We start from the raw sequence: 19,244 nt of genomic DNA on the forward strand, positions 1-19,244 counted from the left end.
TTGGATAACAGTAGTCATGAGGACAAACTTCCCTAAGGAAGCGCGAAGATTGACAACCTAAACTTAAAACATCCGTTAAGTTTCGTCAACTACCTTTTTTGATCCTGAGAGAGGCCATGTCGCTTGTCCGCTGGATTTTAGGGATCCACACCACCACGCCCGTTTTGGGCCTGGCCCTGCTGCCGTTGGAGCCAGGGTTGGGAGAAACCCGCAGTCAGAGCTGGTGGCTGGATCGGGAGATGGCAGCGCAGTTGCACCCCTGCTTGAAAGTCTTCTTGGCCGGTCAGGCTTGGTCGCAGATAGCTGGGATCGCTGTAGCTTTGGGGCCGGGCAGCTTTACGGGCAGCCGTTTGGGGGTGAGCGTGGCCCGTCTGCTGGGCCAGCAACTGGGCATTCCCGTGTTTGGCTACTCGGCTTTGGCCGTCCTAGCCCGCCATGTGTGGATCTGGCAGGGATCCCCGCCCCAGCCCTTGACGGTGGCGGTGCAGATGGACGCCAAACGAGAAGAGTGGTATGGCGGCGTATATCGGGTGACAGAAGAGGGTGTCGCTGCAGAAGTGGCCGATCGGCTCTGGGAGGAAGAGGCTTGGCAGGCAACTCTCCGACAGTGGCCGCAAGCTCTATCCGTGAATGCCGCCGATTTTGTGGATTCTGCACCTGTGGTGGCGTTGGCAGAATTGGCCCGCGCCGATTTTCGGGCCGGATTGCGCCCTCAGTGGCAGGAGGTGCTGCCCCTCTACGGTCGCCAGCCCCCGATTGATCTCAGAGGGCTGAATCGGACTCCGCCTCCCCAGCGCGAACGGAGTGCCCCATCGTCACGGTAAGATTGGGAAGTCTAAGCAACGGATCCCTCTGCTGACATGATCTCAAGCAACGATTTGCGCCCTGGCGTCTCTGTAGAAATTGACGGAGCTCCCTACAAGGTGATCGAGTTCCTGCATGTGAAACCCGGCAAGGGGGCAGCCTTTGTGCGCACTAAGCTCAAAAACATGCAGACTGGCAACGTTGTGGAGAAAACCTTCCGCGCCGGTGAAACCCTGCCCGCAGCCACCATCGAAAAAGTCGAGATGCAGTATCTCTACGCGGAAGGGAACAACTTGGTGTTTATGGACATGGAGACCTATGAGCAGGCTCCAATTACCGCCGCCCAAATTGGCTCCGCCGTGAAATATCTGAAAGAAAACATGCAAGTGTCAATCTTGCGCTGGAATGGGCAGGTGATCGATGTGGAGCTGCCCAACACCGTTGTTCTGGAAGTGGTGGAAACAGATCCAGGGGTGAAAGGAGATACCGCCACTGGGGGAACCAAGCCGGCCAAGCTGGAGACCGGTGCTGAGATCCAGGTGCCTTTGTTCATCAAGGTTGGAGAACGGATTCGGGTCGATACCCGCACCGACACCTATCTGGGCCGGGAGTGAGTTCTCCCTCTCCTTTTCGGTTATGGATTTCTGTTGTGGACAGGTGATGCATCAGGAGTGAACCTTCCCTTGGATGTTGTCAATTGGCAGGAAATTCGTCTTCTCCTGGCCGCTCTGCAAGAGAGCGATGTTACCGAGCTAACTCTGGAGTTCAAAGATTTTCGCCTCACCTTGCGCAAAGGGATCCCGACTGAGCTCTCCTCCACCCCCGCCAGTCCGGTTATTGTCTCCTCTGCGCCTCCTCCTGCTCCTGCAGAAGCGCCCCCTCCTCCCACTGCTCCCAAATCCACCCCCAGCCATTGGATAGACGTGACGTCACCAATGGTGGGCACTTTCTACAGCGCCCCAGCTCCAGGTGAACCTGACTTTGTGCGGGTTGGCCAACGGGTGAACAAGGGCCAAACCCTGTGCATCATCGAGGCCATGAAGCTGATGAACGAGATCGAGGCCGAAGCGGCAGGCGTGGTGACCGAGATTTTGGTGAGCAATGGGCAATCGGTGGAGTTTGGGCAGGTGTTGATGCGGTTGGATCCCACGGCTTGATGGGCAAGGGGGTAAACCGGATTTTGGCGACCCAATCTCCCTTGCCTGTGTATACACCAAAGTTGAATCGGATTGAGGGGATGTGGTCGGTGTTGAAGCGCTGTATCCGGCAGTTTTCCAGAGCCGGGAAGTATGGGATGGAGCAAAGGGTACAGACCGCTTTGCTACTCATCGATCCATTCAATCCATCCTGCTGGGAGAAAAGTTGGGGGTGACAGCCTGGGAAACCCTCTCAGACCAATTTGACCAGTCTGCGCGCCCCTTTCACAGCCCTACCTGTGCCCCAGTTGCCGATGGCTCCCAGCTGAGGTTAAGAGAAGCCCATAGCCCCCCGGCCCCTCATTGACTATGATGCGGGCGTGAGGTGTGAATAAGTACCTAAACAATGGCAACCCAACGCATTTGCTTTGCTCAAGTCTCAGATGTCCACCTGATGCCCGAGACGGGGTGCCGCTGTTGGTGGATGTCCGATTCCCCCCGCCGCCAGTTGGAAGCCGCCGTTGCCCATCTCAACCAGGTGCCCGATCTGCACTTCGTGGTGTTTACCGGGGATTTGGTGGATCAAGCGGATCCGGAGAGCTTTCAATCTTTCCAGGAGATTGTTGCCCAACTGCGGGTGCCCTATTACCTCAGCCTGGGCAACCACGATATCGACACCCTAGGGAGAAAGGGACGCTTCAACCGGGATCAGTTTATCCGTTGGTGCCAAAGCCAATTTCCCCTGTCCCCGGCTCCCACCGGTTACGTCGATTACAGCCTTTCCCCTCTGCCCGGGATCCGCTTGATTGCCCTCGACGCCAGCCTGGGACGCTTCCCTTTGCCTCAGGGCGTGCTCCGCCCCTCCCAACTGCACTGGCTGGGCGAACATCTGCAAACGGTGCCGGAAGAATGGCTGATCCTGCTGATCCATCAGCCGCCCTTCATTGCTCCCACTCAAATGGACGCGGTTTTGTTTCGCAAGTACCGGCTCCTCAGCGAACCAGCCTCGGCGCTACACGCTCTCTTGGCCCGTCACGGACGGGTGGTGGCGGTGCTGAGTGGCCACCTGCATGTGCCGAAGGTGTATGTCCGCGATGGGATCCCCTACCTGACAGCACCTCCTCTGGTGGGGCCGGTTTCGGCTCTGCGGGTGTTTGAGCTGGAGGTGAACCCACGGCGAGGGGTGTTGCGCTACCACTGGGTTAAGTTGCCGGCATTGGATCCCAGCCCCCTCTGGCACGGCTTGGTGATGGGGATCCGACGGGATCGCTGGGGACAAATCCCTCTCCGGGCCAAGGGATCCCGCTCTCTCCCTCTGCCCGCTGCCGCCTGGTAATCAAAACCCCTAAAGCTTGACCGAATTAGTGTAGATTAAAAAAAGCAAAAATCGTCGAGTTCGGTGTCTTCCCCCTATGACAGCAAGCCTTTCTCCTTCTAGCCGCTGGGAGCTGGCGGCTCAAGCGCTGCGGGAGCAGTATCAACCTCAAGTGGCGTCCCTGAGCGAACGGTTTGAGCCTTTGTCGGCAAGCGACCTGCTCACCTGGGCGGTTGAAGAATTTGGAGATGGGCTGGTGCTGGCCTGTAGCTTTGGCCCGGAAGACCTAGTGCTGATCGATCTGCTCACGGCGATTAACCCCCGTGTTCGCGCTTTTTTTCTGGACACCGATTTTCACTTCCCGGAAACCCTACAACTGCGGGAGCAGGTGTTGGCGCGCTACCCCCACTTGCAACTGCAGATCTTCAAGCCCTTGCTTACCCCGGAAGAGCAGGCAGCTCAATACGGGCCAGAACTGTATCGCTCTAACCCCGACCTCTGCTGCAACATCCGCAAGGTGGAGCCCTTGAATCGTGCTCTGGCCGGTTGCACCACTTGGATTACAGGGATGCGTCGGGAACAATCCCCCACCCGCGCCGATATCGGCAAGGTGCAGTGGGACGGCAAGCGCAACCGCCTCAAACTCAACCCGCTGGCTGACTGGACAAATGGCCAAGTTTGGAAATACATCCTTGACCACGGGATCCCTTACAACCCCCTGCACGATCGCCACTACCCCAGTATCGGCTGCCTCCACTGCACTGCGCCTGTTGAGCCAGGGGCGGATCCCCGCTCTGGACGCTGGAAGGGCACAAGCAAAACCGAATGCGGCCTGCATACCTAACCCATGACTGCTTCCTCCATCCTTGAGGTGGCTCAGTTTGAAATTACCCCCGGCTCTGAAGCCGCCTTTGAAGCCGCCATCGCTCAAGCTTTCATCTATTTGCAGCAGACCGACGGCTACCAAGGGCACCAACTGCAGCGCTGTCTGGAGCACCCTCAGCAATACCTACTGCTCGTTCAGTGGGGATCCCTAGAGGCCCATCTGGTCAACTTTCGCCAATCGGAAAACTTTGTCCGCTGGCGTGCCCTCATCGGGCCCTACTTTGCTCGCCCACCCCAGGTGTTGCACTACCAGTTGCTGACCGGATCCCCTTTTTGATTTGAAATAGGGCACCTGTCCACTCTCCACCTAGGTTGACCCCAATGGGACAGGTTAAGATGTGATATTATTTGTTTCCGGCCTTCAGACAGATGCACAGCGGCATCGCTCGTAGGGGCTGTTAACTCAGTGGTAGAGTACCACCTTGACACGGTGGGAGCCGCTGGTTCAATTCCAGCACAGCCCATGTCTTTGGCAGAAGCTGACAAAGGTTTGCTCCAGGATCAGGTTACAGTGCTGAGCCTAGCCCTCCCCTGCAGATCCTGTGAAACTGGGGATCCCTCACCGCCACGGACTCTATTGGTAGATGTTGGCCGCTTTTAACATGTGGTAGGTGATCAGCAATTGAGTCAAAGCCAGGGGATAGCTCTGGAGCAGCTCGCCGGTGGTGCCGATCAACTGGCCGATGTTGGGGTTTCCCTCTAAGCTACAGAACTTGCCCAGGTAAGGGATTTCGTTGCAGAGCATCCGCTCCAATTCGATCACTTGGCTGGCCGTAGCATGGGCATCAATCTGCAAAACATCGACGGGCTTGCCCATATCCCGATCCAAATCCAAACGAATGGCAGAGCTAAGGTGATTGTCGCGGGCATTGAGGATTTGCCAAAAATCTGGGTGAGGAATGGTGGGGCGCAGCACCAAGCGTGCATTCAGCAATACCTCGTCTTGGTCGGATCCCTCTTGGGGCGGGTAAAAGGTGACCACTACATCGGCCCATTGGCGCTGTGGACGAATAAAAGCCTCTGAGTCGGGTTCGCGCTTTTTGAGCTCTTCTCGCACTTGCTCTTCGGTATATCCGCGCTTGCGGGTGTCCCGCTTAATCTTCCAAAGGGCTCGTAAATGTTCTGGGGGAGCCAAATAAACCTTGACATCGTAGCTATCCCGCATGCCACGGGTAAAGTAGCCCAGCAGCCCTTCGACGATGACATATTTGTTGGGCTTGACGTACTCTGGAGGGTCAAAGGTGCCGGTGCTGTGGTTATAGACGGGCTTTAGGATCGGCTGGCCAGTGCGCAGGAGCGTCAGGTGCTGCTGAACGATATCCAGGTAGTTGCAGTCGGGATGAAGGGCTGTAATCCCCAGTTCAGCGCGTTGCTTGCGGTCGTAGCGGTGGTAGTCGTCGGTGCAAATGACAGTAACGTTTTCTTCCCCCAAGACTTGGGCAATGCCGCGGGTAAGGGTGGTCTTCCCAGCAGCACTATCGCCAACAATACCCAGAATAATCGGGCGCTGAGCCACGGATCCCTCTCCTGAATCGTGAACCTGGGGCGGAGAACTCCCAACAACACCGGCCAAACTCAACTTCGTTTCGACCTGCGGATGGCCCCGATCAGAGAACAGGGATTGTCGGTCAGCAAACGAAGTTAAGCAAGCATTATCGGCTCTGGAGGGTATTGGGGCAAGAGAACGTTACAGCTTTTTTCAGCGGAGCCCTATGGATCCCTATACTGGAGTAGGAGCACTGGAAGGCATCAAAGCAGCAAGGGTAGCATTAGGTCAGACCGCTAGAGGGGGAAGCAACCGATGGGATTGTTCGATCGGGTCAGCCGAATCATTAGATCCAATATCAATGCGCTGGTCAGCAGCGCCGAGGATCCGGAGAAAATCCTGAACCAGACCATTCAGGACATGTCTGAGGATCACTACCAGATGCGGCAAGCGGTTGCCCAGGCCATTGCTGCCCAGAAGCGGATAGAGCGGCAGTATGAGCAAGCACAGCAGAGTGTTGATGAGTGGCAAAGACGCGCCGAGTTGGCCCTGCGCAACAACAACGAAGCTTTGGCTCGGGAAGCGCTGGTGCGCAAGAAAACCTTTGCCGAGACTGCCCAAAGCCTGAAGCGGCAGTTGGATGAGCAGACTAAGCAGGTGGAGATCCTGAAGTCCAACATGACCAAGCTGGAGAGCAAGATCGCTGAGGCCAAGACCAAAAAGGACATGCTCATCGCTCGCGCCCGCGCCGCCAAGGCTTCCCAGCAAATCAATCAGGTTATCGGGCGGGTGGACGCCACAAGCGCCTTTGCTGCTTTTGAGCGTATGGAGGAGAAGGTGAACTCCCTGGAGGCCCAGTCGGCGGCAGTGGCAGAGCTGGCGGTGGACAATTTGGAAAACCAGTTTGCCGCTTTGGAGGCGGGTGGCTCGGATGTGGATCATGAGCTGCTGATGCTCAAGGCGTCGATTCAGGGTCAGTTGCCCTCTGGGGAGGCGAAGTCCTCAGGCCGACCTTCCACCGCAGGTGAGAGCGAGGTCGATCTGGAGTTGGAAAATTTGCGCAAGGAGATTGACCAGCTCTAACAGGCGGAATGTCGCTCTCCTCCGACTCTCAAGGCTTGCCGGGCTGAGTTTGGGCCGGGGGGTGGTAAGCTAACCAACAAGAACTCTGACAGCCCTTCTGCCGACCAGCAGGGCAAAGTCTGTCAGTAAAGCGTTCCACCTCGAGTGGCAGGGATCCCCAGAGGGTAATCAACCTGCGAAAGGGTCACAGCCTGCTTCCGGCAGGGCTGAGGTTAGTTTGCCTACGGTTTTGTGAGAGAACAAACAGCGATGACAACAGCAAGTATCAAACCTCTCTTGGATGCCAAGCAACTGTTGCAGGCTTATGCGTCTGGCCAACGGGATTTTTCGGGCTCCAACCTGAGTGGAGCGCAGTTGAGTGGCGCGAATTTGAAGGGCATTATCCTACGGGATGCCGACTTGAGTGGGGCAGATTTGCGCGAGGCGGATTTGTCGGGAGCAGATCTCTCGGGAGCCGACCTGCGCGGAGCCAAGCTGCGACGGGTGAACCTGATTGGGGCTAAGTTGGTGAAGGCAGACTTGCGGGGGGCCAACCTCTACCGAGCCAAGCTGCTCAGGGCCGACCTCAGCGAAGCCGAGCTGAACCGAGCCGATCTGCGGATTGGGGCCGATCTGCGCGGAGCCATCATCACCAACACCCATTTCCGCGGTGCCCTTTACGACGAGTACACCAAGTTCCCGGATGGCTTTAACCCCACAGAGATGGGCATGTAGCCGGGGCTTCGCTCAGGGGATCAGGTTCTGCCACAGTTGGGCCATGCCTTCGGCAGCCGCCACAAAGGATGGATTGTGCAGGTCGGGCTTGTTGTAGCGCAAGGGATCCCCTGCCAGATCGGTAACCCTTCCCCCCGCCTGCTCCACAATGCACTGGGCAGCGGCAGTATCCCACTCCATGGTGGGGCCGAAGCGAGGGTAGAGATGGGCAGATCCTTCGGCCACAAGGCAAAGCTTTAGGGCACTGCCCACAGACTTCACTTCCAGAGAGCCACAGCGCTGCCGCAGCCGCTCGAGGAACTGCTCCGTCTCCGGGTTGCTGTGGGAACGGCTGGCCACCACTTGTAGGGGTTCTTGGGCGTAAGGGCAGGTGCGGATGGGCTGTTCGTGAACGCAGGACGGAGTCCTTTCCCTCTTGCAGGCCCCCAGCTTTTGCGCAGCCGCGTAGGTGAGGCCCAGAGCTGGGGCATGGACGACCCCCAGGATGGGGATCCCTTCCTCGATGAGAGCAATGTTCACCGTAAACTGGCCGTTGCGCCCGATAAACTCTCGGGTGCCATCCAAGGGATCCACCAGCCAAAACCGCTCCCACTGTTGCCGCTCTGGGTAAGGGATCCCGCCCGATTCTTCCGAGAGCACCGGGATCCCTGGGGTCAGGTCTTGCAAGCCTTGCAGGATCAGGTGGTGGGAGGCCAGATCCGCCTCTGTAAGGGGAGAGGCATCCGCCTTGGCCCTTACCTGAAGCTGCTCCTGTCTGTAGATGGGCAAAATAGCCTGTCCTGCCGCCTCCGCCAGCCGACTTACCTTGGGCAAGAGAGCGGCCAGATCCTGAGCTTGCATAGGATCCCTCCCCAAGCTAGAAACGCACCGGAATGGCATGGGCGGCCAAGTCGGCTTTGATCTGCGCAATCGTCAGCCGGCCATAGTGGAGCAGCGAGGCCAATAGAGCCGCTTCCGCCCCTCCCTCCTGCAGAGCTTGGCGGATATGAGCACACTCCCCTGCTCCTCCTGAGGCAATCACCGGCACCGACACCGCATCCACCACCCGCCGGGTTAGCTCGAGGTCATAACCTGCTTGAGTGCCATCGGCGTCCATGCTGGTGAGCAAGATCTCCCCTGCCCCCCGCTCGGCCACGCTTTTGGCCCACTCCACCGCGTCCAGGCCCGTCGGCTGCCGCCCCCCGCGCACGTATACCTCCCATCCCCCTCCCTGCGGTTTGGCGCGAGCGTCGATGGCCACCACAATGCACTGGGATCCAAACCAGCGGCTGGCCTGAGCCACGAGATCAGGATCCCGAACCGCTGCCGAGTTGAGGCTGACCTTGTCTGCCCCGGCCCGCAGCAGTTGCCGGATCCCCTCCAGATCGCGGATCCCTCCTCCCACCGTGAGGGGAATGAACACCTGCTCTGCGGTGCGCCGCACCACCTCCAGCAAGATCTCCCGCTCTTCGTGGGTGGCGGTGATGTCCAAAAAGACCAGCTCATCGGCTCCTGCCTGATCGTAAGCCTGGGCCAGCTCTACCGGATCCCCGGCATCCCGCAAGTGCACAAACTGGATCCCTTTCACCACCCGTCCTGCCGCCACATCCAGACAGGGAATGATCCGTTTGGCCAACATCGCTCTCTCCCAAGGACTCCATACCGCTAACGCGAACAGAGGGGAACAACTGGGGATCGTTTTAGCCGAAGCTGATGACCAGGAAGGGTTCTTGAAACTTGGCCCCAGTCACCTGCCGACCTGCCAAGCTGGGGGGCAAGAACAAGTTGCGCCGCTGATCCCCGGCGGTGATGGTCAGCTCCGGGCCTGACTGGCTCAGCTCGATTTGCGCCTTGCTGAAGCCGGGAATAAACAGCTTGACTGTACGGGATCCCTCGTCGATGGCCACGGGCGGCGGCACATCCGGCACGGCGAACATCCCTCCTACTGCCGCTTCCAAAGCCGACCAATCGGATCCCTGACGCAGGGGGAGTGTTCGTAGTGTCAGCGGGAAAAAATCGGCGGCCGAGACCTCTCCCGGAGCCAGAGGGGTAACCCAGAGGCCACCCACCGTCAGCCCCACCATCTGAGCACTCCCCCAAAGGTAACGGGCGGTTTGCACGGCCATCGGGTCAGGGGTGGTCACCAGGTGGGCCAACACGCGGCGCGGATTGGCAATAGCCTGTCGTCCCTGCTCCAAAAGGTTGGTCATGCCCCCCAACCGCTCTGGCAGATCCTCCAGGGAGGAAAATTCCACGGTGCTTACCGAACGCAACAAGGGCTCGGCAAAGGGTCGCAGGGTTTTGGCCAAGTCGGATCCCAAAAAAGCTTGGGAGGCTCGCCGCCAGTACCAACTGGCCACCTCCGGGATCCCAAAAGCTCGCAAGGTGGTCAGATCCCCCGGCCCGTCGTAGAGAATGCAGTCGTATTGGCCGCTGGCATCGTAACGGCGCAGAGCTTCCAGGGCCAGGGCCTGATCCATACCCGGCAACACCCCCAATTCCTGGCCGTAGATCTCCCGGAAAAAGGGAGTGCGCACGTATCGGGCTTCCAGCTCTTTGGCTGCCGTCCAGTTTTGCTCCAAAAGTTGGGTTGTCCGCAACTGCACCACGCTCAAGTTGGCAGCAATGGTCACCGGCTCGCCGGAAAGCGGGATCCCGCCCAAGAGCATTTCCAACCCCGGCCCCGCCTGATGGCCCACCAACAGCACCCGCCGCCCCTGTTGGGCTGCCGCGCGAGCCGCCGCCACGGCCAAGGTGCTCCGACCTGTGCCCCCCTTGCCCAGAAAGGTGAGAATTTGGCTCATTCCCGCTCTCCCGCCTCTCCGTAGATATCGATGTACAGAGATTGACCTGCCAACTGAGCTGCGGCCATCATCACCTGTCGAATCGCTTGCAGGGTGCGCCCGCCCCGCCCGAATACCCGCCCCCGATCCTTCGGGTCAAAGGCCAGCCGCAGCCATACCTTTCGCCCGCCACAGGTGGTTTCCACATCCATTTGAAGAGAGGCGCTGCTGAGCAGCGGTTCGATCAAAAGATGGGCGAGAGCCTTGTAGTCTGGCATAGAGAGCTAGACGACAGGAGGGAACAACTGGCCAAGCCAAGCTTAGCCGACCCTAGGCCTCAACCGCTTCCTCAACCTGAGGCTTTTCAACTTCAGCTTCTGGAGGACTTAATTCTGCCGCTGCTGTCTCAGTGGCAGCTTCGCTCAATTCAGACTCGGGAACATCGGCGACTTCAGCTTCGGCCACGGACTCTGTTGCAGGGGCCTCTTCTGCCGCCTCAGGGATCCCAGCTTCAGGCTTGGCGATGGCCGGAATGCGAATCGAGGCCACCACTCCCCCTTCCCCTGCTTTCAACATCTCATAGATGCCGGCCTTTTTGAGGAGACTGTCCACCGTCTCTGTGGGCTGAGCGCCACAGCGCAACCACTTCAACAAGCCCGCCGTTTCCAAGACCGTCTCCTTGGTGCGCGGGTTGTAGTAGCCCAACTCCTCTAGCGGACGGGCTTCACGACGGCTTTTGCTTTCGATGGCAATGATGCGATAGCTGGGTTGCCGCTTTTTTCCGTAGCGCTTGAGCCGCAATTTGACCATGGGATATCCGCTCCTTAAGGGATGCTCCGCAAGCTGTAAAGATCCAAATCCAACAAAGAGTTCACGCAAACCCGCCAAGCATGCTGAAGCCCCAGAACCTTACCCGGAGTCTCGCCGCTTGGCCGGTAGACATAGGCCTTTTATTTTAGGCGATCTTCCCCTCGACTGGAAAATGTCGGATCCCGGTTTGGAGGGCAATCTTCATGGCAGAGTTAAAGAGAAAACCCACACTCAGCGACGACCCCCATGATCAACTACGCCGATTTGACAGACGAGCAGCGCCAGCTCTACCTCAAGGCCCTGATCGCGGTGGCCCGAGTGGATGGCCAGTTGGACGAAGAAGAAACCTCTTTCTTCATGCAAATCGCAGAAGGGGTAGGCATCGAAGCGCCACTGGCCCAGACCTATCTGGCCGATGAAGCAGGTGCACCTTTGGATATCAGTGGGATCCCGCCCATGCGCAACGCGGCGGGGGCCTTGATCCTGCGGGATCTGGCGGCGATGGCGGTGGTGAACAGCCAGTTGGTGGAAAAGGAAGAGGAGCTTATTTTCCAGATCGGCAAAGCCATGCAGTTCAGCGCTGAGGAGATCAACGAGTTTATCGACTGGGCCTTCATGGGACTGCAGTGGCAACTCAAAAGCGCATCCCTGCTGGAGCGCTATGCCCAGCCCTCCCCCCAACCTTCTGAATGACATTGGGGTAGCGGGTAGCATAACGACAACCCGCCTTGGCCACTGCATCAACACTCCGGCTTGGTGTTTCCTTGAACCAAGCTAGGGGGGGTTTCTAGATTGAGTCAGATCATATGGTCGTTTCAGGTTAGGGTGATACACCTGGGCTACTGAGAAAGCCTTCTAGACTGGTGCATCCAATGTTTTAGGTGTGAGTGCAGTGTCCTAGTTTAAATCAAAATGACCATCAAAACCTAGCCGATAAAGCGATCCAGAGCCCGCTGCAACTCCTCCAGCTCCACTTCGATATTGCCGGTCTCGATGGCATGGCGGATGCAGTGGCGAATGTGATCGTCCAAAATCAGCCGCGCCACCCGATCCAGCGCTCCCTTGACGGCGGCAATTTGCAGCAGCACATCTGGACAAGGCTGATCCTGCTCGATCATGGAGCGGATCCCGTGCACATGCCCTTCGATGCGAGCCAAGCGGTTGATCAACTTGCGCCGAGACTGGGGATCATGATGGTGAGGCTGGGCCCGCCCAGGCAGCGGCGGCTTTTCCAGCGCCAGCTCCCACTCCTCCTCCCAATCGGGTTCTGAAGGGAGCGGCGGAACGGAATGAGATCGAAGTGGGGGAACGGGATCCGACATAAAAAGGGCAAAGGACTGCCTGCATGATACCGCTTGGTTTTCCCCGAGAACGATGGGGTACTCTACAATAGGAAAAGATGTGAAATTTTGTAAAACCTCTCATACTTTGGCTCCATGACCTCTGTGCTCTCCCCCTTTGGCCCTGTAGAAGCGGATCTGGAGCGTTTACGCCAGAACCTAACGCGGTTGGTGAGTGCCAAGCACCCCATCCTGGCCATGGCTGCCGAACATCTGTTTTCGGCGGGAGGGAAAGGGATCCGGCCAGCCATTGTGCTCCTCATCGCCCGCGCCACCACTCCAGATGGAGAGATTACCCCACGGCATTGGCGCTTGGCAGAGATCACCGAGATGATCCACACGGCCAGCCTGGTTCACGACGATGTGATTGATGCTGCCGATGTGCGACGGGGCATCGATACGGTGAATACCCTCTTCGACAATCGGATAGCCGTGCTGGCGGGGGATTACCTCTTCGGCCAAGCTGCTTGGTACTTGGCCAATCTGGACAACCTGGAGGTAGTGAAGCTCCTTTCCAAGGTCATCATGGATTTGCCGGAGGGAGAGGTGCGCCAGAGCCTCACCCGCTTCGACCCGGATGTGTCGATGGAAGACTACCTGGCCAAGAGCTTCTACAAAACGGCCTCCCTCATGTCCGGCAGTTCCAAGGCTGCTGGCCTGCTGAGCGGGGTTAGCGAGGAAGTGGCGGATCGCCTGTTCGATTTTGGGCGGGATCTGGGCATTGCTTTTCAGATTGTCGACGATCTGCTGGATTTCACCGCTTCGGCAGAGACGCTTGGCAAGCCTGTGGGATCCGACCTCATCCAGGGCAACCTCACTGCACCCGTTCTGTTTGCCCTAGAGGAATTTCCCCAGATGCGAGAGCTCATTCTCAGGGAGCTGTCCAACCCGCAAGACCTGAAGCAGGCCCTGGAGTGGGTGTATCAAAGCGAAGGGATCCCACGCTCTCGTCAGTTGGCCCGCGACTACGCCCAGCGGGCTGCCGAAGCGCTGTATAGCCTGCCGGACTCTGCGGCGCGTCGTGCTTTGTTTCAGATGGTGGACTATGTGCTGGAGCGGCTGCACTGAGCAGTTCCGACAGGGTCAAGCTGGCTTTCTACCGGGCTGTGTTGCCCAACACTTGGGCCTCTGGAAGAAGCTCAGGATATTCTGGCGGGGCGAAAAAGTGTAGGCGATTTGGGGGCCAAAAGCGAAAAATGGTGTTGCCGATGATGTTTTCTTCCGGCAAGAAACCCCACACATGGGAGTCTTGGCTGTCGTTGCGGTTATCCCCCATCACAAAATAGGAGCGGGGAGGAACCACGAATTCGGATCCCTGATTGGGAACTCCAGGACAGCGCTCGCCAGGGCAAGAATAGTTGGGAGGGGCGTAGATATAATCTTCCTGCAGCGGGATCCCGTTGATGATGACCTCACCGTTGGCGATGCGAATGCGATCCCCCGGCAGGCCGATCACCCGCTTGATGTAGGCCCCGTCGAAGTTCAGTTTGGCGGGAGGGTTGAAAACAATAATATCGCCTCGTCTGGGCGAACCAAAGCGGTAGCTGACCTTTTCCACCACCAGCCGATCCCCTTCTTCCAGAGTAGGCAGCATCGAATCAGATGGGATCCAACGCGCCTCCGCCACAAAGGTGCGAATGCCGAAGGCCAGCAACAGTGCCAGCACCACCGTCAGAAGGTTTTCCCGTTGCGCCTGCCACCAGCTGCGGGATCCCGAGCTGGCAGGGGTTTCCCCTGATGGCGACTGGGGCTTGGGCAGAGGAGTTGGATCTTTTGACGGCATGGAAGCTAACGAACAAGACTTCACGATCTCAAGATTACCGCACCCAATCCAGGGCAGCAGAATGGGAGGCCCTCCCATTAAACCCCTGCCGGAGAGACGAATAGCCGGCAATAGCATAGGATGGGTATTCTGGTGTACCGTACTCGCGACTGTTAGCCCCTATGACGATTTCAACAGAAGAGCGCCTAGAGCGAGTCGAGCGCCTGGTCGAGGCCAATAGCCAAGCAATAGCTCGTCTCACCCAACAACAAGAGGAAGTTTTGAGGCGGCTCGATCGGCTCTCAGGGGATAGCGAAAAACTCTCGGAGCGGGTTGAAAAGCTCTCGGGCGATGTTGAAAAGCTCTCGGGCGATGTCGAAAAGCTCTCAGGTGATGTCGAAAAGCTCACTTTTAAGTTCGACACCTCACAAACCATCGGGGAACGGCTGGAACGTCTAGCCACCAGCCTGATTGCCGGTGCCACCATCAGCATCATTGCCGGAGTGATTTTGGTGCTGCTGCGGGAGGGATCCCGTTGAAGGGATGTTGCTCGGGGCTGGTTTTGGGGGGTCAACTGCCGGAATTGAGTTTTTCCCAGTCCCGCTGGTGGATGGCGATCATCTGGGCTTGGGCTTGAATAGCTGCCAACACCTCCGTCATCAGGGGCCAGTCGCTCCGCGGCGGACTGGGGTACTGCTTAAGCTTGTCAACTGTGTTGCTGAGAGCACTTTGCAATTGTTGCAGCAGTTGATAGGTCTGTTGGGCCAAAGCTAGGGTCTCAGAGACGCGGAGGTTATTCTGGCCTTGTTGATATTTCTGGAGAGCTTCCCCTCGCAGGATGCTCAAGATGGCCCCTTCTCTAGAGGCGGCAGTCTGGCCACTTTTGGAGCGCTGCGGTATGATGCGCAACTGCAACACCAGTGGCTCCCCCCGGTACATCCGCTCCACCTCTGCCTGCTGCGGCTCCCCGATCAACTCCGGATCCAGCGCCATCATCCGCTTCATGGCGGTGATCAACTTCGCTCGTATGGACTCGGAGAGATCTTTGAACAGATCCCGCAAAATCCCCTGCTGGCGGTAGCGCACTCGACAAGAAGGCCCCTCTTGAGGTTCCACGAAAATTTGCTCGGCTTTCTCATCCAAAGCCCGCCGCAGCATCGAGTTGAGCAACTGCTGTACCGTCTCTTCCGATTCGTCGGCGGGTACGGGCGGAGCGGTTGGTCGGGCGGACGGAGGCTGGGTTGGAGTCAACTGCGTGGGGGGCCCCGCCGCAGGAGCAGGAACCTCCCGAGTCACCCGGTTGGCTTGGGCCTGGAAGCGCAGCCGCTCCACCTCTGCCGGGTCGGGGGGATGGCTGAAGTAGTAGGCAATCAAATCCTGCTGCTGCTGAGCGGTGAGAGGGATTGGCTGGACGGAAATCTGGGAATAGGCCAGCATCTTGCTTATATAGTCCAGCGCCGCCAAATCCTGGGGATCCACCATGCCCAAGATAAGGCTGTCGGTATCCAGGGCCAAGGGAACAACTTGGTAGTAAATGCAGATTTCCACCGGCAAGTACTGGGCAATTAGAGCCGGCACCCGCGCCCGGTCAACAAGGGAGTGTTGTCCCACCGCCAGAGAGGCATCTGGATCTGTCATGGCAAGCCCGGAGTGGATCCCGCACAGGCGAGACGTCGCTACTCGATCATAGAGTAAAGCCTACACCCTCGCGGCCTGAGGCCCATGGCATCCTGGCTCATCTGACCGGCGTAAATTGAATAATGTAATACTAGGGGTATTCTCCTCTACACCCAAAGCAGTAAAGCCTTGTTAAGTCTTGGAGTTAACATCGACCACATTGCCACCCTTCGACAGGCACGCCGCACGGTGGAGCCAGATCCGGTAGCGGCAGCGGTGATTGCCGAGCTGGCGGGGGCAGATGGCATTACGGTGCACTTGCGCGAGGATCGCCGTCACATTCAAGATCGGGATGTGCGGCTGTTGCGGCAAACTGTGCGCACCCACCTCAACTTAGAGATGGCAGCCACCGAGGAGATGGTGGCGATTGCCCTGGAGGTCAAGCCCGACTACGTCACTTTGGTTCCCGAGCGGCGGGAGGAAATCACCACCGAAGGTGGGTTGGATGTGGCGGGGCAGGTGTCGCGCCTCAGGGATGTGGTCGGCCAACTGCAGGGATCCGGCATTCCCGTCAGCTTGTTTATCGACCCGGATCCGACCCAAATTGCCGCTGCTGCCCAAGTGGGAGCCCGCTGGGTGGAGCTCCACACGGGGCGCTACGCAGAAGCCTCATCCGCAGCTCAGCGGCAGGTGGAACTTGACCACCTGGAAAAGGCCAGCCAACAGGCCCTTCAACTGGGCTTGCGGGTGAATGCGGGACATGGCCTCACCTACTGGAATGTCGGCCCGGTGGCGCGGATCCCTGGCATGGAGGAGCTGAACATCGGCCACAGCATTATCAGTCGAGCGGTGCTGGTGGGGCTGGATCGGGCGGTGCGAGAGATGCGTCAGGCGATGGGACTAAGCTGAGGAGCAGGCCCGGCATGAACTCGGAATACTACGGCTACGAAAACTACGTTCTGGAGCAGGCGGAAATCGAGCGCCTGTTGGATCTGCTGCCGGCCAGTATGCGGGAGAGTGTGAAGATCTTGCCCGCCTCAGAACGGCAAACGGTGGTGATCAAAGGCCGCCGGCAGATGCCCTGGGAACGGCAGATGCGGCTGTTCATCAAGCCCTATGAGTGGCGGCAATTTACCCCCCTGCAGCGGGCGGGGCTGTTCCTGCACAAGGTGGGCTACTACAGTCGGGCGGTGTCGCGGCAGATCGACTTTTACCTGGCCATAGCAGCTCTGGGGGGGTTGAGCTTGATCTTCGAGGCCGTACAACAGGATCCCGTGGGGGCAACCGTTTCGGGTGGTTTGAGTGGCTTGGCCCTCTGGCAGTTGCGCCGCGACCAAACCAATGACCGCCGTCTGTTGGCTGCCGACGCCTATGCGGTGGATCGCCTGGTGTTGCGCGGGATCCCGCGGCTGCAGGCGGTGGAGGCCCTAGGGCAGGCGCTGCATGTGGAGGCCCGTCTGGAGGGGCGCTCGGGCAATGATCTGCTGGACATGTTGCGCTACCAAAACCTCAAGCGGCTGGCCCAGCGTCCGGCGGAAGATATTGTGTTGAGCTGATCCCGGACGGAGATGCTTTCCCCCTCGCGGCTGGGATCCCGAACGGGCCGGTGGGGCCGCTATCTCCTGCAGGTGGCGGTGACCGATTCCACCAATCGGCTGCTCTTGGATTGGGGGCGTCGCTTCCCACAGCCGCTGCCGGTGGGCACAGTTTTGGTCAGCACCCGCCAGCGGGCCGGGCAAGGTCAACATGGGCGAGTGTGGCACTCGGAGCCGGGGGGGCTGTACCTGTCCGTTTGGCTGGGATCCCCGCCCTTGCATCACTCGCTGCTGGAACTGACCCTGACCTTGGGCTGGGGCATTGCGGGCTGCTTACGGCAAAACCTTGGGATCCCGCTGCGGCTGAAATGGCCCAACGATTTGGTGGTGGTGGACGAGCAGCACCCGGATTCTCTGCTCAAGCTGGGGGGGATCCTGGTGCAAAGCCGCTTTGGGGGGAGCGGGCAACTGCTGGGGTTGGTGGCCGGTGTGGGGGTGAATGTCAACAACCCCGTTCCCGTTGGGGCGATCACCTTAGCCCAGATTTTGGGATCCCCTCTGCACCGCTCACTCGACCGCACCGAGATTGCCGGCTGGGTTCTGCAGGGGATGGAGCAGGGATTCCACGTCTGGTTGCAAGGGGGATTTGCCCCCGTTCGCTCAGAGTACGAAGCCTGGATGGTCAAGCCGCAAGTCCAATGGCTCGAAAGGGGGACTAGCCTCACGATCTTGGGCCTTGCCGAGGATGGAAGGGTGCGAGTACAAACACAAGGGGAGCGACATCTGCAACAGCAGCAATCCATCCGGACGCTTACACCCGACCAAGTTCGCTTGAGCTATCACATGCCAGCGGGCGATAGCCTGTAATTTCTCTTGTGTTTTTTATGTGGCCTGTGTTGAACTCGGTGATGAAGCTTTTGGTTATGGCAGCGCGCCTTTTCTCCCCCCGAGCTCGGCGGCTGCGCTTTTGGCTGAAGCTGGGGCTGGCTCTGCTCTGGTTTTATCCCACTGCTCTGCTGGCCCAAACCCAACCAACCCCTTTGCCCCCGCCGCCCATGGTGGAACCGGCCCTGGACACGCCTGGGGCGGCAGCCCTGCTGCTGGATGGAGCCATTCCTTTACGAGAGGGCAGCCCTGCGACCCTTGAGGCAGAAACCCGCCCAGAGACGGTAGTAGGCCGCGAGATCGTGATTGAGCCCCAGAAGAACCATGACCGGGTTCCCCATGCTCAGCCTGAAGGTGGGGTGCCGGTGGTGCTGATGGAACGCAGCTCCGGTCGCCGCATCATTCTCGCCCCCGGCCAAGAGATTCGCATCGAGGATCCCAGCCAGCCCCAAGCTCCTGAACCGCAAACGCCAAGGTTGCCTGAACTGGCGGCAGGTGACGAACGACTGCTCTACCCCCTACCTCACCCGGTGCCGATTACTTCTGGATTTGGCATGCGAATTCACCCCATCCGCGGAGAGCCGGAGTTTCATGCTGGAGTGGATTTGGGGGCCAGCATGGGCACGCCGATCTTGGCCTCTTTAAGCGGCAAGGTGGTCACTTCGGGATCCCTGGGGGGTCTAGGGATCACCGTTGTGCTGGAGCATGCCGGCGGTCGGCGCACTCGCTATGGCCACATGTCCGAAGTTGCTGTAACACCGGGGGAAGTGGTAGAGCGGGGATCCGTCATCGGCTATGTGGGGGCGACCGGAGCGGTAACTGGGCCGCACCTCCACTTTGAGCTGTGGAAGCGGGCGGTGGGGCAAGGTTGGGTGGTTCTGGACGCCACAGATGATCTGAAGGTTGCTGTTGCCCAGCTGCCGGGTTAGCCAGAGTCGGCTTGGGTTAGCATAGGTGGGCGGGCTCCAACTGGAATGCTGGCGCAGGTAGCCAGTTGGGTCATGCAGGTTTTGCGGACGTGGCGGAACGGCAGACGCGCTAGACTTAGGATCTAGTGCCGCAAGGCGTAAGGGTTCAAGTCCCTTCGTCCGCATGAGAATCCCCTACTTC

The 19,244-nt window shown here is 58.9% G+C and carries 24 protein-coding genes and 2 tRNA genes; 17 read left to right on the forward strand and 9 right to left on the reverse strand.

Annotated elements, in window-relative coordinates:
* Positions 1–116 precede the first annotated feature (116 nt).
* The 7 genes from tsaB to ACVWXW_RS13230 all read left to right on the forward strand — a co-directional run bounded on the left by tsaB (position 117) and on the right by ACVWXW_RS13230 (position 4,604).
* Positions 117–824 carry a tRNA (adenosine(37)-N6)-threonylcarbamoyltransferase complex dimerization subunit type 1 TsaB gene (tsaB, locus tag ACVWXW_RS13200; protein ID WP_457404173.1) on the forward strand — a complete coding sequence of 236 codons (708 nt, stop codon included), beginning with the start codon at positions 117–119 and terminating at the stop codon, positions 822–824.
* Positions 825–860: 36 nt separating this feature from the next.
* Entirely contained in the window at positions 861–1,418 is a 558-nt protein-coding gene (gene efp, locus ACVWXW_RS13205) for an elongation factor P (RefSeq protein ID WP_011432091.1), read from the forward strand.
* A 69-nt stretch (positions 1,419–1,487) separates the two neighbouring features.
* Positions 1,488–1,961 (forward strand): acetyl-CoA carboxylase biotin carboxyl carrier protein, encoded by a 474-nt coding sequence (accB, locus tag ACVWXW_RS13210; protein WP_011432092.1) that lies wholly within the window; start codon positions 1,488–1,490, stop codon positions 1,959–1,961.
* A gap of 385 nt (positions 1,962–2,346) precedes the next feature.
* Positions 2,347–3,276, forward strand: a complete 930-nt coding sequence (locus tag ACVWXW_RS13215; RefSeq protein ID WP_414419539.1) for a metallophosphoesterase family protein — start codon at positions 2,347–2,349, stop codon at positions 3,274–3,276.
* A gap of 76 nt (positions 3,277–3,352) precedes the next feature.
* Complete coding sequence (locus ACVWXW_RS13220) at positions 3,353–4,099, forward strand: phosphoadenylyl-sulfate reductase (RefSeq protein ID WP_011432094.1); 747 nt, start codon at positions 3,353–3,355, stop codon at positions 4,097–4,099.
* A 3-nt stretch (positions 4,100–4,102) separates the two neighbouring features.
* Complete coding sequence (locus ACVWXW_RS13225) at positions 4,103–4,417, forward strand: antibiotic biosynthesis monooxygenase family protein (protein ID WP_414344235.1); 315 nt, start codon at positions 4,103–4,105, stop codon at positions 4,415–4,417.
* 115 nt (positions 4,418–4,532) lie between these two features.
* Positions 4,533–4,604, forward strand: a tRNA-Val gene (locus ACVWXW_RS13230).
* A 110-nt stretch (positions 4,605–4,714) separates the two neighbouring features.
* Here ACVWXW_RS13230 and ACVWXW_RS13235 read toward each other — a convergent pair.
* The gene (locus tag ACVWXW_RS13235; protein ID WP_414330145.1) at positions 4,715–5,656 is read right to left on the reverse strand and encodes a phosphoribulokinase; all 942 of its coding nucleotides are present in this window, start codon (positions 5,654–5,656) and stop codon (positions 4,715–4,717) included.
* Positions 5,657–5,941: 285 nt separating this feature from the next.
* Here ACVWXW_RS13235 and ACVWXW_RS13240 point away from each other — a divergent pair, with 285 nt between their 5' ends.
* Both ACVWXW_RS13240 and ACVWXW_RS13245 read left to right on the forward strand, forming a co-directional pair.
* Positions 5,942–6,709: a PspA/IM30 family protein gene (locus ACVWXW_RS13240; RefSeq protein ID WP_414358372.1), complete on the forward strand. Its 768-nt coding sequence runs from the start codon at positions 5,942–5,944 to the stop codon at positions 6,707–6,709.
* Between the two features lie 249 nt (positions 6,710–6,958).
* The gene (locus ACVWXW_RS13245; RefSeq protein ID WP_011432098.1) at positions 6,959–7,423 is read left to right on the forward strand and encodes a pentapeptide repeat-containing protein; all 465 of its coding nucleotides are present in this window, start codon (positions 6,959–6,961) and stop codon (positions 7,421–7,423) included.
* 12 nt (positions 7,424–7,435) lie between these two features.
* On the opposite strand, the gene cysQ is transcribed toward ACVWXW_RS13245, so the two are convergent.
* The 5 genes from cysQ to rpsP form a co-directional block, all read right to left on the reverse strand.
* Positions 7,436–8,263: a 3'(2'),5'-bisphosphate nucleotidase CysQ gene (gene cysQ / locus ACVWXW_RS13250; RefSeq protein WP_414358359.1), complete on the reverse strand. Its 828-nt coding sequence runs from the start codon at positions 8,261–8,263 to the stop codon at positions 7,436–7,438.
* A gap of 16 nt (positions 8,264–8,279) precedes the next feature.
* Entirely contained in the window at positions 8,280–9,041 is a 762-nt protein-coding gene (hisF, locus tag ACVWXW_RS13255) for an imidazole glycerol phosphate synthase subunit HisF (protein WP_457404176.1), read from the reverse strand.
* Positions 9,042–9,102: 61 nt separating this feature from the next.
* Positions 9,103–10,206 (reverse strand): Get3/ArsA fold putative tail anchor-mediating ATPase NosAFP, encoded by a 1,104-nt coding sequence (locus ACVWXW_RS13260; protein WP_457404178.1) that lies wholly within the window; start codon positions 10,204–10,206, stop codon positions 9,103–9,105.
* Complete coding sequence (locus tag ACVWXW_RS13265) at positions 10,203–10,463, reverse strand: KH domain-containing protein (RefSeq protein ID WP_414341712.1); 261 nt, start codon at positions 10,461–10,463, stop codon at positions 10,203–10,205. Before ACVWXW_RS13265 ends, ACVWXW_RS13260 begins: the two co-directional genes overlap by 4 nt.
* Positions 10,464–10,515: 52 nt before the next feature.
* Positions 10,516–10,995, reverse strand: coding sequence for a 30S ribosomal protein S16 (gene rpsP / locus ACVWXW_RS13270; RefSeq protein WP_414358355.1), 480 nt, complete (start codon positions 10,993–10,995; stop codon positions 10,516–10,518).
* 246 nt (positions 10,996–11,241) lie between these two features.
* Between rpsP and ACVWXW_RS13275 the strand changes: the two genes are divergently transcribed.
* Positions 11,242–11,688 (forward strand): TerB family tellurite resistance protein, encoded by a 447-nt coding sequence (locus tag ACVWXW_RS13275; protein ID WP_457395570.1) that lies wholly within the window; start codon positions 11,242–11,244, stop codon positions 11,686–11,688.
* Positions 11,689–11,921: 233 nt separating this feature from the next.
* Here the strand turns inward: ACVWXW_RS13275 and ACVWXW_RS13280 are convergent, their stop codons facing one another.
* Entirely contained in the window at positions 11,922–12,317 is a 396-nt protein-coding gene (locus ACVWXW_RS13280) for a metal-sensing transcriptional repressor (RefSeq protein WP_414358242.1), read from the reverse strand.
* 114 nt (positions 12,318–12,431) lie between these two features.
* Here ACVWXW_RS13280 and sds point away from each other — a divergent pair, with 114 nt between their 5' ends.
* Positions 12,432–13,403: a solanesyl diphosphate synthase gene (gene sds / locus ACVWXW_RS13285; RefSeq protein ID WP_041436149.1), complete on the forward strand. Its 972-nt coding sequence runs from the start codon at positions 12,432–12,434 to the stop codon at positions 13,401–13,403.
* A gap of 28 nt (positions 13,404–13,431) precedes the next feature.
* On the opposite strand, the gene lepB is transcribed toward sds, so the two are convergent.
* On the reverse strand, positions 13,432–14,118 hold the full coding sequence (lepB, locus tag ACVWXW_RS13290; RefSeq protein ID WP_457404180.1) for a signal peptidase I: 687 nt from the start codon (positions 14,116–14,118) through the stop codon (positions 13,432–13,434).
* A 161-nt stretch (positions 14,119–14,279) separates the two neighbouring features.
* Between lepB and ACVWXW_RS13295 the strand changes: the two genes are divergently transcribed.
* Complete coding sequence (locus tag ACVWXW_RS13295) at positions 14,280–14,636, forward strand: hypothetical protein (protein WP_457404182.1); 357 nt, start codon at positions 14,280–14,282, stop codon at positions 14,634–14,636.
* 31 nt (positions 14,637–14,667) lie between these two features.
* On the opposite strand, the gene ACVWXW_RS13300 is transcribed toward ACVWXW_RS13295, so the two are convergent.
* Positions 14,668–15,735, reverse strand: a complete 1,068-nt coding sequence (locus ACVWXW_RS13300; RefSeq protein WP_457404183.1) for an ATPase, T2SS/T4P/T4SS family — start codon at positions 15,733–15,735, stop codon at positions 14,668–14,670.
* 168 nt (positions 15,736–15,903) lie between these two features.
* Between ACVWXW_RS13300 and ACVWXW_RS13305 the strand changes: the two genes are divergently transcribed.
* The 5 genes from ACVWXW_RS13305 to ACVWXW_RS13325 all read left to right on the forward strand — a co-directional run bounded on the left by ACVWXW_RS13305 (position 15,904) and on the right by ACVWXW_RS13325 (position 19,227).
* Entirely contained in the window at positions 15,904–16,623 is a 720-nt protein-coding gene (locus ACVWXW_RS13305; protein WP_011432110.1) for a pyridoxine 5'-phosphate synthase, read from the forward strand.
* 14 nt (positions 16,624–16,637) lie between these two features.
* Positions 16,638–17,270 carry a DUF3318 domain-containing protein gene (locus ACVWXW_RS13310; RefSeq protein WP_457404184.1) on the forward strand — a complete coding sequence of 211 codons (633 nt, stop codon included), beginning with the start codon at positions 16,638–16,640 and terminating at the stop codon, positions 17,268–17,270.
* Between the two features lie 12 nt (positions 17,271–17,282).
* Positions 17,283–18,116 (forward strand): biotin--[acetyl-CoA-carboxylase] ligase, encoded by an 834-nt coding sequence (locus tag ACVWXW_RS13315; RefSeq protein WP_457404186.1) that lies wholly within the window; start codon positions 17,283–17,285, stop codon positions 18,114–18,116.
* Positions 18,117–18,172: 56 nt separating this feature from the next.
* Entirely contained in the window at positions 18,173–19,063 is an 891-nt protein-coding gene (locus ACVWXW_RS13320; protein WP_457404187.1) for a M23 family metallopeptidase, read from the forward strand.
* An 83-nt stretch (positions 19,064–19,146) separates the two neighbouring features.
* Positions 19,147–19,227 (forward strand) — tRNA-Leu (locus ACVWXW_RS13325).
* The last annotated feature ends 17 nt before the right edge of the window (positions 19,228–19,244 follow it).

The organism is Thermostichus sp. MS-CIW-30 (assembly GCF_054058015.1).